Origin of the sequence: Pseudomonas machongensis, assembly GCF_034961125.1 — a bacterium.
Classification (GTDB): Bacteria; Pseudomonadota; Gammaproteobacteria; order Pseudomonadales; family Pseudomonadaceae; genus Aquipseudomonas; species Aquipseudomonas machongensis.
The window spans coordinates 37435-52438 of sequence record NZ_JAYFUI010000186.1; the positions used below are offsets into that span (position 1 = coordinate 37435).

The 15004-nt window shown below is 61.6% G+C and carries 17 protein-coding genes and 1 tRNA gene; 15 read left to right on the forward strand and 3 right to left on the reverse strand.

All coding sequences use genetic code 11. The features are described 5' to 3' along the window. The 4 genes from VA602_RS18260 (at window position 1) to VA602_RS18275 (ending at window position 3432) form a co-directional block, all read left to right on the forward strand. A complete protein-coding gene (locus VA602_RS18260; protein WP_063545313.1) occupies window positions 1–1023 on the forward strand; it encodes a LacI family DNA-binding transcriptional regulator in 1023 nt (340 codons plus the stop codon). Window positions 1024–1032: 9 nt separating this feature from the next. Then, on the forward strand, window positions 1033–1941 hold the full coding sequence (gene rbsK / locus VA602_RS18265) for a ribokinase (RefSeq protein WP_153772780.1): 909 nt from the start codon (window positions 1033–1035) through the stop codon (window positions 1939–1941). Further along, the gene (rbsD, locus tag VA602_RS18270) at window positions 1938–2342 is read left to right on the forward strand and encodes a D-ribose pyranase (protein WP_054892055.1); all 405 of its coding nucleotides are present in this window, start codon (window positions 1938–1940) and stop codon (window positions 2340–2342) included. Before rbsK ends, rbsD begins: the two co-directional genes overlap by 4 nt. A gap of 124 nt (window positions 2343–2466) precedes the next feature. After that, window positions 2467–3432, forward strand: coding sequence for a nucleoside hydrolase (locus VA602_RS18275; RefSeq protein WP_323453978.1), 966 nt, complete (start codon window positions 2467–2469; stop codon window positions 3430–3432). Here the strand turns inward: VA602_RS18275 and VA602_RS18280 are convergent. Further along, window positions 3404–3616 carry a hypothetical protein gene (locus tag VA602_RS18280; protein WP_063545310.1) on the reverse strand — a complete coding sequence of 71 codons (213 nt, stop codon included), beginning with the start codon at window positions 3614–3616 and terminating at the stop codon, window positions 3404–3406. The genes VA602_RS18275 and VA602_RS18280 overlap by 29 nt on opposite strands. 291 nt (window positions 3617–3907) lie before the next feature. On the opposite strand from VA602_RS18280, the gene VA602_RS18285 reads away from it, so the two are divergent. Further along, window positions 3908–4231, forward strand: a complete 324-nt coding sequence (locus VA602_RS18285) for an I78 family peptidase inhibitor (RefSeq protein WP_054892053.1) — start codon at window positions 3908–3910, stop codon at window positions 4229–4231. Between the two features lie 89 nt (window positions 4232–4320). Here VA602_RS18285 and VA602_RS18290 read toward each other — a convergent pair whose 3' ends face one another. Together VA602_RS18290 and VA602_RS18295 are read right to left on the reverse strand one after the other, a co-directional pair. Beyond that, complete coding sequence (locus tag VA602_RS18290; protein WP_012313861.1) at window positions 4321–4533, reverse strand: cold-shock protein; 213 nt, start codon at window positions 4531–4533, stop codon at window positions 4321–4323. A 163-nt stretch (window positions 4534–4696) separates the two neighbouring features. Then, the gene (locus tag VA602_RS18295; RefSeq protein ID WP_054892052.1) at window positions 4697–4999 is read right to left on the reverse strand and encodes a hypothetical protein; all 303 of its coding nucleotides are present in this window, start codon (window positions 4997–4999) and stop codon (window positions 4697–4699) included. Between the two features lie 330 nt (window positions 5000–5329). Between VA602_RS18295 and thrS the strand changes: the two genes are divergently transcribed. The 10 genes from thrS to VA602_RS18345 all read left to right on the forward strand — a co-directional run bounded on the left by thrS (window position 5330) and on the right by VA602_RS18345 (window position 14988). Beyond that, complete coding sequence (thrS, locus tag VA602_RS18300) at window positions 5330–7252, forward strand: threonine--tRNA ligase (RefSeq protein WP_054892051.1); 1923 nt, start codon at window positions 5330–5332, stop codon at window positions 7250–7252. Next, a complete protein-coding gene (gene infC, locus VA602_RS18305) occupies window positions 7252–7803 on the forward strand; it encodes a translation initiation factor IF-3 (RefSeq protein WP_172964767.1) in 552 nt (183 codons plus the stop codon). The genes thrS and infC overlap by 1 nt, the downstream gene beginning before the upstream one ends. A 61-nt stretch (window positions 7804–7864) precedes the next feature. Beyond that, window positions 7865–8059 carry a 50S ribosomal protein L35 gene (gene rpmI, locus VA602_RS18310; RefSeq protein WP_003250667.1) on the forward strand — a complete coding sequence of 65 codons (195 nt, stop codon included), beginning with the start codon at window positions 7865–7867 and terminating at the stop codon, window positions 8057–8059. A gap of 28 nt (window positions 8060–8087) precedes the next feature. Beyond that, the gene (gene rplT, locus VA602_RS18315) at window positions 8088–8444 is read left to right on the forward strand and encodes a 50S ribosomal protein L20 (protein WP_003250671.1); all 357 of its coding nucleotides are present in this window, start codon (window positions 8088–8090) and stop codon (window positions 8442–8444) included. A gap of 110 nt (window positions 8445–8554) precedes the next feature. After that, window positions 8555–9571, forward strand: a complete 1017-nt coding sequence (gene pheS, locus VA602_RS18320; RefSeq protein ID WP_054892050.1) for a phenylalanine--tRNA ligase subunit alpha — start codon at window positions 8555–8557, stop codon at window positions 9569–9571. 33 nt (window positions 9572–9604) lie between these two features. After that, complete coding sequence (gene pheT / locus VA602_RS18325; RefSeq protein WP_323453901.1) at window positions 9605–11986, forward strand: phenylalanine--tRNA ligase subunit beta; 2382 nt, start codon at window positions 9605–9607, stop codon at window positions 11984–11986. Window positions 11987–11990: 4 nt separating this feature from the next. After that, window positions 11991–12293 carry an integration host factor subunit alpha gene (ihfA, locus tag VA602_RS18330; RefSeq protein ID WP_003250679.1) on the forward strand — a complete coding sequence of 101 codons (303 nt, stop codon included), beginning with the start codon at window positions 11991–11993 and terminating at the stop codon, window positions 12291–12293. Further along, window positions 12274–12630, forward strand: a complete 357-nt coding sequence (locus VA602_RS18335) for a MerR family transcriptional regulator (RefSeq protein WP_054892048.1) — start codon at window positions 12274–12276, stop codon at window positions 12628–12630. The genes ihfA and VA602_RS18335 overlap by 20 nt, the downstream gene beginning before the upstream one ends. Window positions 12631–12729: 99 nt before the next feature. Then, window positions 12730–12806: transfer RNA gene (locus tag VA602_RS18340), tRNA-Pro, on the forward strand. A gap of 472 nt (window positions 12807–13278) precedes the next feature. Next, window positions 13279–14988 carry a ShlB/FhaC/HecB family hemolysin secretion/activation protein gene (locus VA602_RS18345; RefSeq protein ID WP_323453902.1) on the forward strand — a complete coding sequence of 570 codons (1710 nt, stop codon included), beginning with the start codon at window positions 13279–13281 and terminating at the stop codon, window positions 14986–14988. Window positions 14989–15004 lie beyond the last annotated feature (16 nt).

The following is a 15004-nucleotide window of genomic DNA, read 5'->3' on the forward strand; positions in this document are numbered from 1 at the left end:
ATGGCAACCATCAAAGACGTCGCGGCACTGGCGGGTATTTCCTACACCACCGTGTCCCATGTATTGAACAAGACCCGTCCGGTCAGCGAGCACGTGCGGCTGAAGGTCGAGGCCGCCATCGCCGAACTGGACTATGTTCCAAGCGCCGTGGCCCGCTCGCTCAAGGCGCGCAGCACCGCGACCATCGGCTTGCTGGTGCCCAGCAGCGTCAACCCGTACTTCGCCGAGCTGGCGCGCGGTATCGAGGACGGCTGCGAGCGCAACGGTTATTGCGTGATCCTGTGCAATTCGGACGATGATCCGAAGAAGCAGCGCAGCTACCTGAGGGTGCTGCTGGAAAAACGCATTGATGGCCTGATCGTCGCCTCGGTGGGCGAAGACCGTGACCTGCTCGAAAGCCTGGCTGCCGTGCGCACGCCAATGGTCATCGTCGACCGAGCCCTCGAAGGTGTCGATGCCGACCTTGTGCGTATCGATCACGAGCTGGGGGCCTATCTGGCTACGCGCCACCTGCTTGAGCTCGGCCATACCGACATTGCCTGCATCGGGGGGCCGGCCGAGACCGGCGTCAGCCAACTGCGTGTTACCGGTTTTCGTCGCGCCATGGCCGAGGCCGGACTGGACGTGGCCGCCGATCGCGTGCTGCATAGCGACTTTACCAGCCCTGGTGGGCACGCAGCGGCTGCGCAGTTGCTCGAAGACAGGCCGCCGACGGCGATCTTTGCGGGCAACGACATGATCGGCTTCGGTGTGTTGCGTGCTGCGGCCGAGCGCAATATCGACGTCCCTGGTCAGCTATCGGTAATCGGTTTCGATGACATCGAGCTGAGCCGCTATGTGTATCCGCCGCTGACCACTGTCGGCCAGTCGATCCGCGAGCTGGGCGACAGCGCTGCGCAGTTGCTGCTGTCGCGCATCGCCACACCGCGCCGCGATACGGCGCAGCAACGTATCGTCGCGCCGCGTATCGTGCTGCGCGAATCCACCGGGCCGCGCCCGGACCTGTTCAATGATTACCGCTAAGGAAGACCCATGCATGCCAAGGTCGTAGTGGTCGGCAGCCTCAACATGGACCTGGTGGCCCGTGCCGAGCGTCTGCCGCGTGGCGGCGAAACCCTCGCCGGCGACAGTTTTTTCACCGTGCCCGGCGGCAAGGGTGCCAACCAGGCCGTCGCTGCCGCGCGCCTGGGGGCGAGCGTGGCCATGGTCGGCAATGTCGGCGATGACGCCTATGGCCAGCAGTTGCGCCAGGCCCTGGAGAGCGAAAATATCGATTGCCAGGCGGTGGGCGTCTGCGCGGGCGTGTCCAGTGGCGTGGCGTTGATCGTGGTGGATGCCGCCAGCCAGAACGCCATCGTCATCATCCCGGGCGGCAATGGCCTGTTGACCCCCGAGTCGGTGCAGCGCTTCGATGCGTTGCTGCAGAACGCCGAGGTGATCATCTGCCAGCTCGAGGTGCCACCTGCCACCGTGGCGTGGACTCTGGCTCGCGGTCGCGAGCTGGGCAAGACGGTCATTCTCAACCCGGCCCCAGCGACGGACCCGCTGCCCAGAGCGTGGTTCGCCCATATCGACTACCTCATCCCCAACGAGAGCGAGGCCGAGGCCTTGACCGGCCTGCCGGTGAACGATATCGACAGTGCTCGCTGTGCCGCCGAGCGCCTGCGCGAATGGGGCGCGGGCAAGGTGATCGTCACCCTGGGCGCTGAAGGTGCATTGTTCGTCAGCGAGCATGGCAGCCGTCATTTCCCGGCGACCAAGGTCAAGCCGCTGGACACCACGGCTGCAGGCGACACTTTCGTCGGCGGCTTCGCGGCTGGGCTTGCCTGTGGGCTGGAGGAGGGCGAGGCGATCGTGCGGGGGCAGCGCGCTGCAGCCATCTCGGTCACCCGTGCAGGGGCGCAGCCATCCATTCCCTTCCTCAAGGAGTTGGCGCCATGAAGAAGACCGCGCTGCTCAATATCGCCCTGTCGCGCACCATTGCCGGCTTGGGGCATGGCGACATCCTGGTGATCGGCGATGCCGGGCTGCCGGTGCCGCCAGGGGTGGAATTGATCGACCTGGCATTGACGCCGGGCATTCCGGATTTTGCCAGCGTGCTGCGCGTGGTGCTCAGCGAGATGCAGGTGGAGCGGCACGTGTTGGCCGACGAGATTTTCAGCGCCGCACCGCCCGGGCTGGTGGAGGTCGAGGAGCAGCATGCGCTGGGCTTGCTCGGTGAGCGTGAGCGCATGCCTCACGAGGCGTTCAAGGCCTTGAGCCAGCGGGCGCGGGCGGTGATCCGCACCGGGGAGTGCAAGCCCTACAGCAATATCGCGTTGATCGCGGGCGTCACGTTCTAGGTAGAGGGCGCCTTTACCGGCCCGCCCACCCGAAACAGACCAAACAACAAAAGCAAAGGAGTGAAGCGGGATGTTGATCAACAAAGCCAAACGTTTGCTACAAGGAGTCGTGCTCATGTCGACGATGGCCGCCGCCAGTGCATTCGCCGCCCCGCGGGACCTGATCATCGACACTGACCCCGGCGCCGACGATGTCGTGGCCTTGTTTCTGGCCATGGCCTCGCCCGAGGAGTTGAAGATCCGCGCCATCACCACCGTCGCCGGCAATGTGCGCCTCGACAAGACCTCCCGCAACGCACGCCTGGCACGCGAATGGGCCGGCCGTGAAGACATTCCAGTCTACGCCGGGGCAGGGCGCCCCCTGGTGCGCACGCCGATCTACGCTGCAGATGTCCATGGCGAGGAGGGCTTGACGGGTGTCGCGGTGCATGAGCCCAAGCAGCCTCTGGCCAAAGGCAATGCCGTGCAGTACCTGGTCGACACCCTCGATGCCGCCGAGCCCCACAGCATCACCATCGCCATGCTCGGCCCGCAGACCAACCTCGCTCTGGCGCTGATCCAGAAGCCGGAAATCGTCAAGGGCATCAAGGAAGTGGTGATCATGGGTGGCGCCCACTTCAATGGCGGCAACATCACCCCGGTGGCCGAGTTCAACCTCTACGCCGATCCGCATGCTGCCGAAGTGGTGTTGGCCAGTGGCGTCAAGCTGACTTACCTGCCGCTGGACGTGACCCACAAGATCATCACCAGCGACGCTCGCCTCAAGCAGCTCGCCGCTGTCGGCAACGACGCCAGCAAGAAGGTGGTGGACATTCTCAACGCCTACATCAAGTACGACATGGACAAGTACGGCATGAGCGGTGGCCCGGTGCACGACGCCACGGTCATCGCCTACCTGCTCAAGCCAGAGCTGTTCAGTGGCAAGCAGATCCACATGACGGTCGACAGCCGCGAAGGCCCGACCTTCGCCCAGACTGTCGCCGACTGGTACGGCGTGCTCAAGCAGCCGGCCAACGTGATGTGGGTCGAGAACGGCGACGCCCAGGGCTTCTTCGACCTGCTCAGCGCTCGCCTGGCTCGATTGAAATAGCGGCGTGCGGCGCGTAGCGCTCGAACACTTGTTCGATGAAGCTGCGGGCCGCTTCACTGCCCCGATCACGGACCAGCAGGTCGATGGCGATCAGCAGTAATTCTTCCGGAGTGCCCGGGCTGTAGGCGCTCTGGCCCTCGGCCCATTTGACCTTGATGTCGGCGTCTATGCTGTGGGTGTTCATGGGGGTACTCGCGACTGTGCCTAGTGCCTGGGGTCGAACACCGGCTCCTGGCGTTCGCGGGGGAGGCGAGACGCACTCCACGTCTGCCAAGTAAATCATGCCTTTGCCGCCGTTGCGCTGCGACTTAAGCATAAGCAGGCCGCCCGCCCTAACCAATCGCCACGGTGCAAAATCCGGTCACGATTGCTTTTGGCCTGATCGGGCGAGATCAGGCAGACTTGAGCGGTTTTGCAACAAACTGTGAGCGGAGCGGTCGCATATGACAGTTCCCGAGATCGATTAGGAGGATTCATGTTTCGTACCCGCGCTTCCCTGGCGACCTTGCTGATGGCTGCCGTTCTGGCTGGTTGCAGCACCGGTGGCTCGTCTGATGGCGGCAGCGCCGCGCCGGCGACCCCTGCTGGTGGCGATGGCCGTTGCAGCGCCGGTGGTGCCGATTTCGCTGTCGGCAAGCAGGGCACGCCCGAGCTGCTCGAGCAGGCCCGCAAGGCAACTGGCGCGCAGACCGCTCGCATCCTCAAGCCCCATGATGTCGTCACCCTGGAATACCGTTCCGATCGTTTGAACCTGAACGTCGACGAGCAGGGCAAGGTCATCCGCGCCAACTGCGGCTGATCGCCCGAGGGAGATGGTTTGTCAGGATAAATCCGAATCCATGAAAAAACCCGCCGGTGAAGGCGGGTTTTTTTACTGCGGTATCCGAATTACTCCGGACGAACCTGAGCAGCCTGCATGCCCTTCTGGCCTTTTTCGGCAACGAAGGAAACAGTCTGGCCTTCTTTCAGGCTCTTGAAGCCGTCGGATTCGATGGCCTTGAAGTGTACGAACAGGTCGTCGCCGCCGCCTGCTGGGGTGATGAAGCCGTAGCCTTTCTCATCATTGAACCATTTGACGGTGCCTTGTTGGCGATTGGACATGAGGTGAATCTCCAGAACATTTAGTTTTTCAGTGGTGCAATGCGGCCGAGGCTACGGAGCACCGGCAACATCATAGTCTAATTCTGCTTATGTAGCGCTGTTTACCTTAGCCGGATACTGATCTGGCGCAAACAATGCGCGATCGGTGCGGCTCGGCGGGTCATCATTTTGGCTTGCAGGCGGCCTGTACCACGCTCTGGGCTTTCGCCATCAACTTGGCGTCGACGCCGTCCGTGCTGTCGAGGTCCTGGATCTCCTTATCGGTGAAATTCTTTTTGATGGCTTGGGCGCCGCAATCGCAGTGCTTCTTCGCCGTTGCCGCGTCCACGCCCTGGCCGGTCGCGACTTGCTGGCACTGGGTCATGTAGGCTGCCTCCTTGCCGGCGGGGAAGTTACCTGCGGTGGCGGCCAGTGGCAGCAGCAGGACGCTCGCGGCACACGCGGCCAGAAGAGACTGAACTCGCATAACCAGACACTCCTTGGGTTAGGTCTCATCAAGAGTAGGATGCTTCAGAGGGTCTGATAGGAATTTTTCCGTACAAGTTCACCGCTCCGGCGTAAATTCCAAATATTTCTGCGTCACGCGCAGGCCGCGTGCTAGCATGGCCGGCTTGCAGCTGTTCACGTCCAGCGCGCAAGTTATCTTTCCAGTCACTCTGGTTCGCCCCTGACAGGCCGAAAGGCTTCTGCCGCTGTGAGGCAGGCTTTCCCCCGGGAAAGGCAGGTCGGATCTTGTACTGGCTCATCCCAACCCACGTGACCTTTGGTAGGGGTCACCACTAGGAGAGGAGGCGCCATGCCCACCATTACTCTTCCCGATGGCAGTCAACGTTCGTTCGACAAGGCCGTAACCGTAGCTGAAGTTGCCGCATCCATTGGTGCAGGCCTCGCCAAGGCCACCTTGGCCGGCAAGGTCGACGGCAAACTGGTCGATGCCTGCGACCTGATCGAACACGACGCCACCCTGCAGATCATCACCCCCAAAGATGAAGAGGGACTGGAGATCATCCGTCACTCGTGCGCCCACCTGATCGGCCACGCGGTGAAGCAGCTGTACCCGACCGCCAAGATGGTGATCGGCCCGGTGATCGACGAAGGCTTCTATTACGACATCGCCTACGAGCGTCCTTTCACCCCCGAGGACCTCGCTGCGATCGAGCAGCGCATGCACCAGCTGATCGACAAGGACTACGACGTCGTCAAGAAGATGACCCCGCGTGCCGAAGTCATCGATGTGTTCAGCACCCGTGGCGAAGACTACAAGCTGCGTCTGGTCGAAGACATGCCGGACGAGCAGGCCATGGGCCTGTACTATCACGAAGAATACGTCGACATGTGCCGTGGCCCGCACGTGCCGAACACCCGCTTCCTCAAGGCATTCAAACTGACCAAGCTGTCCGGCGCCTACTGGCGCGGCGACGCCAAGAACGAGCAGCTGCAGCGCGTGTACGGCACCGCCTGGGCTGACAAGAAGCAGCTGGCGGCCTATATCCAGCGCATCGAAGAAGCCGAAAAGCGCGACCACCGCAAGATCGGCAAGCAGCTCGACCTCTTCCACCTTCAGGAAGAAGCCCCAGGCATGGTGTTCTGGCACGCCAACGGCTGGACCGTCTACCAGGTGCTCGAGCAGTACATGCGCCAGGTCCAGCGCGAGAACGGCTATCAGGAAATCAAGACCCCGCAGGTCGTCGACCGCATCCTCTGGGAGCGTTCCGGCCACTGGTCCAACTATGCCGAGAACATGTTCACCACTTCGTCGGAAAACCGCGACTACGCGGTAAAACCGATGAACTGCCCGTGCCACGTGCAGGTGTTCAACCAGGGCCTGAAGTCGTACCGCGATCTGCCGCTGCGCCTGGCCGAATTCGGTGCCTGCCACCGCAACGAACCGTCTGGTGCTTTGCACGGCATCATGCGCGTGCGTGGCTTCGTGCAGGACGACGCCCACATCTTCTGCACCGAAGAGCAGGTGAAGAAGGAAGCGGCCGACTTCATCAAGCTGACCCTGGACGTATACAAGGACTTCGGTTTCACCGACGTTGCCATGAAGCTGTCCACTCGTCCGGCCAAGCGTGTCGGTTCCGAAGAGCTGTGGGACCGTGCTGAAGGTGCGCTGGCCGACGCCTTGAACGAATCCGGTCTGGCTTGGGAATACCAGCCGGGCGAGGGCGCGTTCTATGGTCCGAAGATCGAGTTCACCCTGCGCGACTGCCTCGGTCGTAACTGGCAATGCGGTACTCTGCAGTACGATCCGAATCTTCCGGAGCGTCTGGATGCCAGCTATATCGCCGAAGATAACGCCCGTAAGCGTCCAGTAATGCTGCACCGCGCCATCCTCGGCTCTTTCGAGCGTTTCATCGGCATGCTGATCGAGCACTACGCCGGTGTGTTCCCCGCGTGGCTGGCGCCGACCCAGGCGGTGATCATGAATATCACCGACAAGCAGGCCGATTTTGCCCTCGAGGTGGAAAAAACGCTGAATGGAAGCGGTTTCCGTGCCAAGTCCGACTTGAGAAATGAGAAGATCGGCTTTAAAATCCGCGAGCATACGTTGCTGAGGGTCCCGTACCTTTTGGTTATAGGGGACCGCGAAGTCGAAACGCAAACCGTCGCTGTGCGTACTCGCGAAGGCGCAGACCTGGGCTCCATGCCCGTCGCGCAATTCGCTGAGCTTCTGTCGCATGCGGTTTCCCGGCGTGGTCGCCAAGAATCGGAGTAATGACTATTAAGCGTGAAATGAGAAACGATAAACGAACTGCACCTAAGGCACCGATCAACGAGAATATCTCGGCACGCGAGGTTCGGTTAATTGGCGCTGATGGCGAGCAGATTGGCATCGTCTCGATTGATGAAGCGCTTCGTATCGCTGATGAAGCGAAGCTGGATCTGGTGGAAATCTCCGCTGACGCTGTCCCACCTGTTTGCAAGGTGATGGACTACGGCAAGCACCTCTTCGAGAAGAAGAAGCAGGCCAACGAAGCGAAGAAGAACCAAAAGCAGATCCAGATTAAAGAAATCAAGTTTCGTCCAGGGACGGAAGAAGGGGATTACCAGGTAAAACTACGCAACCTGGTACGTTTCCTTACCGATGGGGACAAGGCCAAGATCTCTCTGAGATTCCGCGGCCGTGAGATGGCCCACCAGGAGCTGGGTATGGAACTGTTGAAGCGGGTCGAAACCGACCTCGTCGAATACGGGACCGTCGAACAGCATCCTAAGATGGAAGGACGCCAGCTTATGATGGTCATCGCTCCCAAAAAGAAGAAGTAATCTCCCGGGCACGGCAGGCCTGATGATTATTGTGTAATTTTATCGAATGCGGAGTTCCAACATGCCAAAAATGAAAACCAAGAGCGGTGCTGCGAAGCGTTTCCTGAAAACAGCTTCCGGCTTCAAGCACAAGCACGCTTTCAAGAGCCACATCCTGACCAAAATGTCGACCAAGCGTAAGCGTCAACTGCGCGGTGCCAGCTTGCTGCACCCGTCTGACGTTGCAAAAGTCGAGCGCATGCTGCGCGTACGTTAATTTCGGTCAAAGATAGAGGAAGTTACTCATGGCTCGTGTAAAGCGTGGCGTCATCGCTCGTAAGCGTCACAAGAAAATTCTGAAACTGGCTAAAGGCTACTACGGTGCACGCTCGCGCGTATTCCGCGTTGCCAAGCAAGCGGTCATCAAGGCAGGCCAATACGCCTACCGCGACCGTCGCCAGAAGAAGCGTCAGTTCCGCGCTCTGTGGATCGCTCGTATCAACGCCGGTGCCCGCACCAACGGCCTGTCCTACAGCCGTCTGATTGCTGGCCTGAAAAAGGCGTCGATCGAAATCGACCGCAAGGTTCTGGCCGACCTGGCAGTGAACGAAAAAGCGGCGTTTGCTGCGATTGTCGAGAAAGCTAAAGCCGTCCTGGCTTAAGTACCCGCGACAATCATCCGCTGGCGCTCCGTGTCGGCGGGTGTAAAACGTCATCGATAGGGGAAGAGCCTTCAAAGCTCTTCCCCTATTTTCGTATCTGGAGTCTGTACATGGAAAACCTGGACGCGCTGGTCTCCCAAGCCCTTGAGGCCGTGGAGCGCGCTGAAGACATCAATACCCTGGAACAGATCCGGGTCCAATTTCTCGGCAAGAAGGGCGAGCTGACCCAGGTGATGAAGACCCTGGGCAACCTGCCAGCCGAAGAGCGCCCCAAGGTCGGTGCGCTGATCAACGACGCCAAGGAACGCGTCACTGACGTGCTCAACGCACGCAAGGCCGCCTTCGAAGAGGCTGAGCTGAACGCTCGCCTGGCTGCCGAATGCATTGATGTCACCCTGCCAGGCCGTGGCCAGGCCACCGGTGGCCTGCACCCGATCACCCGTACCCTCGAGCGCATCGAGCAGTTCTTCACCCACATCGGCTACGGCATCGCCGAAGGCCCTGAGGTCGAAGACGACTACCACAACTTCGAAGCGCTCAACATCCCCGGCCACCACCCGGCCCGGGCGATGCACGACACCTTCTACTTCAATGCCAACATGCTGCTGCGCACCCACACCTCGCCCGTTCAGGTGCGGACCATGGAAAGCACTCAGCCGCCGATCCGCATTGTCTGCCCGGGCCGCGTCTACCGCTGCGACTCGGATATCACCCACTCGCCGATGTTCCACCAGATCGAAGGCCTGCTGGTCGACCGCGACATCAACTTCGCCGACCTCAAGGGCACCATCGAAGAGTTCCTGCGGGTGTTCTTCGAGAAAGAGCTGGCGGTGCGTTTCCGTCCGTCGTTCTTCCCTTTCACCGAGCCGTCCGCCGAAGTCGACATGGAGTGCGTGATGTGCTCCGGCAAAGGCTGCCGCGTGTGCAAGCAGACCGGCTGGCTGGAAGTGATGGGATGCGGCATGGTCCACCCGAACGTGCTGCGCATGTCCGGCATCGACCCGGAAGAATTCTCCGGCTTCGCCTTCGGCATGGGTGTCGAGCGCTTGGCCATGCTGCGCTATGGCGTCAACGATTTGCGTCTGTTCTTCGACAACGACCTGCGGTTCCTGGCGCAATTCCGCTAGGCCACACCTCGACGCAATCTTCAGGAGAACAGCATGAAATTCAGTGAACAGTGGCTGCGCGGTTGGGTAAACCCGCAAGTCTCCCGTGACGAACTGGTCGCCCGCCTGTCCATGGCCGGCCTGGAAGTCGACAGCGTCACCCCGGCGGCTGGCCAGTTCAGCGGCATCGTGGTGGGTGAGATCCTCGCCACCGAGCAGCACCCGGACGCAGACAAACTGCGTGTCTGCCAGGTCAGTAACGGCCAGGAAACCTTCCAGGTGGTGTGCGGCGCCCCCAATGCGCGCCCCGGGATCAAGATCCCGTTCGCCATGATCGGCGCCGAGCTGCCTGGCGACTTCAAGATCAAGAAGGCCAAGCTGCGTGGCGTCGAATCCTTCGGCATGCTGTGCTCGGCCGCCGAGCTGCAGATCAGCGAAGAGAACGACGGCCTGCTGGAGCTGGCAGCCGACGCACCGGTGGGTGAAGACATCCGCCAGTACCTCAACCTGGACGACGCCAGCATCGAAATCGGCCTGACCCCCAACCGCGGCGACTGCCTGTCGGTGGCCGGCCTGGCGCGTGACGTCAGCGCCCTGTACGACGTCCCGGTTACCCGCCCGGTGGTCCCGGCCGTCGCACCTGCCCACGATGAAGTACGCCCGGTGGACGTCAGCGCTCCCGCGGCCTGCCCACGCTACTTGGGACGCGTCATCCGCAACGTCGACCTGAGCAAGCCGACCCCGCTGTGGATGGTCGAGCGCCTGCGTCGCAGCGACGTACGCAGCATCGACGCAGCCGTCGATATCACCAACTATGTGATGCTTGAGCTCGGCCAGCCGATGCATGCCTTCGACCTCGCCGAAATCAACGGCGGCATCCGTGTGCGCATGGCCGAGGAGGGTGAGAAGCTCGTCCTGCTCGACGGTCAGGAAGTTGCCCTGCGTAGCGACACCCTGGTCATCGCCGACCACACCCGCGCCCTGGCCATTGCCGGCGTCATGGGTGGCGAGCACAGTGGTGTCAACACCGAGAAGACCCGCGACCTGTTCCTGGAGAGCGCCTTCTTCGAGCCCGTTTCCGTTGCTGGCAAGGCTCGTTCCTACGGCCTGCACACCGATGCCTCGCACCGTTACGAGCGCGGTGTCGACTCGCAACTGGCCCGCGAAGCCATGGAGCGCGCTACCGCCCTGGTGCTCGAGATCGTCGGCGGCGAAGCCGGCCCGATCGTCGAAGCCGTGAGCGCGCAGCACCTGCCCAAGGTTGCTCCGGTCACCCTGCGCGCCGAACGCGTCAGCCAGATGCTCGGCATGGACATGGCCCCGGCCCAGATCGAACAACTGCTCAACGCCCTGAAGCTGAAAACCAGCGCCAATGGGGCAGGGGTATGGACTGTCGAGATCCCGAGCCACCGCTTCGACATCAGCCTCGAAGTCGACCTGATCGAAGAGCTGGCGCGCCTGTACGGCTACAACAATCTGCCGGTTCGCTACCCGCAAGCCCGCCTGGCCCCCAAGGCTCGTTCGGAATCGCGCGGCGAACTGCCGATCCTGCGTCGCCTGCTGGTCGCCCGCGGCTACCAGGAAGCCATCACCTACAGCTTCATCGACCCCAAGCTGTTCGAGCTGTTCACCCCTGGCGTCGAGCCGCTGATGCTGGCCAACCCCATCTCCAGCGACATGGCCGCGATGCGCGCCTCGCTCTGGCCGGGCCTGGTCAAGGCGCTGCAGCACAACCTCAACCGCCAGCAAGACCGCGTGCGCCTGTTCGAAAGCGGCCTGCGCTTCGTCGGCCAGTTGGGCGACCTCAAGCAGCAACCGATGATCGCCGGCGTGATCACCGGCGGCCGCCTGCCGGAAGGCTGGGCCAACGGCCGTGACAGTGTCGATTTCTTCGACATGAAGGCCGACGTCGAAGCCCTGCTGGGCTACTCCGGCGCGCTCGCCGACTTCAGCTTCAGCGCAGGCAAGCACCCAGCCCTGCACCCTGGCCAAACCGCCCGCATCGAGCGCGACGGCAAGGAGGTGGGCTACCTGGGCGCCATCCACCCGGAACTGGCCAAGACCCTCGGCCTGGAGCGTCCGGTGTTCGTCTTCGAGCTGGTATTGGGTGATGTGGTCGAAGGTCGTCTGCCGAAATTCAGCGAACTGTCCAAGTTCCCTGAAACCCGTCGTGACCTGGCGTTGATCGCAGGACGTGATGTGGCGTCGAGCGCCGTGCTTGAAGTAATTCGTGACAATGCAGGGGAATGGCTCACAGACCTCAGGCTGTTTGATGTCTACCAGGGTAAAGGTATTGATCCTGATAGAAAAAGCCTCGCGGTCGGCTTGACCTGGCAGCATCCATCGCGCACTCTTAACGACGATGAGGTGAACACCACCCTGCAAAATATCCTCACCTCGCTCGAACAAAGGTTGAACACCACGTTAAGGAAATAACGGCATGGGTGCTCTGACGAAAGCTGAGATGGCCGAAAGGCTGTACGAGGAGCTGGGGCTTAACAAGCGCGAGGCCAAGGAACTGGTCGAGTTGTTTTTCGAAGAAATTCGTCACGCGCTTGAGGAGAACGAGCAGGTCAAGTTGTCCGGATTCGGCAACTTCGACCTTCGCGACAAACGCCAGCGGCCGGGCCGCAACCCCAAGACAGGGGAAGAGATCCCGATTACCGCACGGCGCGTCGTCACCTTTCGTCCAGGGCAGAAACTGAAAGCCCGGGTTGAGGCCTATGCTGGAACCAAGCCATAACGACGAGCTGCCCCCCATTCCGGGCAAACGCTACTTCACCATCGGTGAAGTCAGTGAGCTCTGTGCGGTAAAACCGCACGTGCTGCGTTACTGGGAGCAGGAATTCCCGCAGCTCAACCCGGTCAAGCGCCGCGGAAACCGGCGTTATTATCAGCGCCAAGATGTGCTGATGATCCGCCAGATCCGCGCCTTGCTGTATGACCAGGGCTTCACTATCGGCGGTGCGCGCTTGCGCATGTCCAGTGATGAGGCCAAGGATGACACGACCCAGTACAAGCAGCTGATTCGACAGATGATTGCCGAGTTGGAGGATGTGTTGGTGGTGTTGAAGAAGTAACCTGCTTGACGATGAATGGATTTTTTTGAAAAAAAGCTTTCATTATTCAAAAGGTTAGGTTAGATTTCTTACCGTTCTCAGCGGTATCGAGAATAGAGTCGGGGCGTAGCGCAGCCCGGTAGCGCACTTGCATGGGGTGCAAGGGGTCGAGTGTTCGAATCACTCCGTCCCGACCAAAAAACTCCAAAGAATCCAGTCACTTAGCGGTGACTGGATTTTTTATGCATTCTCATTTTATCGCTGACAGAAATCTTGCCTCGCTTTTTGCCCCACCGAAATGTCGCTCGGATTAGCACATGAAGGTCCTCGGGGTGGAAGTGAAAATGATTACGTCATGATCTCGGGACGTGTTCCCACCGGTTGGCACGCAACTGGGCCGGACGGCATGTGCCGCTGCGGACGTTGTGTACGACCTCGCACTATGAGCGGCCGGTGATGCCGTAGGGCTGCGAATGTGGTGGAAAAGGATGGGAAGCCCCGCCTTTTATTCCTTTGTTGAAAAAAAGATCCATGGTTTCCGAGCGCTCTACTACGAGGGTTACACGGCTCAGGCAAGTCGGGATCGGCAATTAGAAAGAAGACGCTAAATTGACGCCAAGATGATGGCTAAATAACATTGCCCGCTATTTCATTTCCAGGGAATGGAACATGCTGGCAGGTGTTACCCCCGTACCGCGACTCGCCGTCTGCGCGCTGCTGGCCATTCTTGATGTCGGCGGTGCCCAAGCCGCCTCACCCGGCGACCAGGACCTGATCCGCGAACGCCAGAACCGTCTGCTCGAAGAACAGCAACGCCGCCTCGACGAGTTGCGCACCCTGCCGGGCAAAGCCGCCGGGCAGGCAGAGGCGCCGTCGCGCGAAGAAACTCGCTGCTTCACCATCCGCACCATTACCCTCAAGGGTGCCGACAGCCTGTCCAAGGGCGAACGCGAACGCCTGATGACGCCGTTCATTGGCCAGTGCCTGGGCGTCAGCCAGCTCAACGATCTGCTCAAGGTCATCACCAACCATTACCTGGACCGTGGCCGGGTGACCAGCCGTGCCTACCTGCCGCAGCAGGACCTGTCCACCGGCCATCTGCAAGTGCTGGTGGTCGAAGGGCGCCTGGAGAGCCTGCGCGCGGATCCTGGCAGCGGCCTGAGCGAGCGCGAGTTGGCCATGGCCTTTCCCGGCTCGCCGGGCGAGGGCCTGAACCTGCGTGAAATCGAGCAGATGGTCGACCAGCTCAACCGCTTGCCGTCGAACCGGGCGCAAATGGAACTGGCCCCCGGCGAGGCCTTGGGCGGCAGCCAGGTGCTGGTTCGCAACCAGGCGCAGAAACCCTGGCGCGCTTCGCTGTCGCGCAATAACGGCGGGCAGCGCAGCACCGGCGAGCAGCAGTTGAACCTGGGCCTTGAATGGGACAGCCCGCTGGGCCTGGCCGACCAACTGGTGCTACGCGGCGGCCACGACGTGGTCAGCGACCACACCCAGGGCTCGAAGAACGGCGCGCTCTATTACAACCTGCCCTGGGGCTGGTGGAACTTCAGCTACAGCTACAGTGAGAGCGAGTACCGCGCCCAAGCCCAGGGCAACGGTTTCAGCTTCAGGCAAAGCGGCGACAGCCAGAACCACCAGTTGCGTGCCGAGCGCGTGGTGCACCGCGACGCCACCAGCAAGACCTCGCTCAACGCCGGCATCGCCCACCTGCGCACCAACAACTACATCGAAGACAGCCGCCTGGATGGCAGCAGCAACCGTCTGAGCGAAGCACAGTTCGGCATCAACCATGGCCGTCGCCTGGGCAATGCCTTCGTCAACCTCGACCTCGGCCTGCAAGAAGGCATCGGTGCTTTCGACGCCCAGGACAACGGCCACCCGCGCCCCGGCGAACCGGTGGCGCGCTATCGCAAGTACACCGCCACCGTCAGCTACGTGCAGGGCTTCGACGTGCTGGGCGAGCGCCTGAGCTTCAGCAGCCTGGCCACCGGTCAGCGCAGCGAGGACGTGCTGTTCAGCCCGCAGCGCATCAGCCTGGGCGGCGAGGCCTCGGTGCGCGGCCTCAAGGACCAGTCGTTGTCGGGCGACAGTGGCGCGTACTGGCGTAACGACCTGCGCTGGACTCGCCCGATCACCTGGGCCGCCCTGCGCCCGGTGCTGGCCGAGTATGGCGTGGGCCTGGGCTACGACGTTGGCGTGATCCGCAACGACCGCTACAACGGCGACCGCCATGGCCAGGCCAGCAGCCACGCCTTCGAGCTGTTCGCCCGCGGCCAGCACCTGGCGGCCAGCGTGACCTTCGCCCACAGCCTGGAGCGCCCAGGGGCGCTACCCGACAAGGAACGCCCAGTGTACTTCCGCCTGGACCTGTTCATCTGACCCACTGATTCAAGAG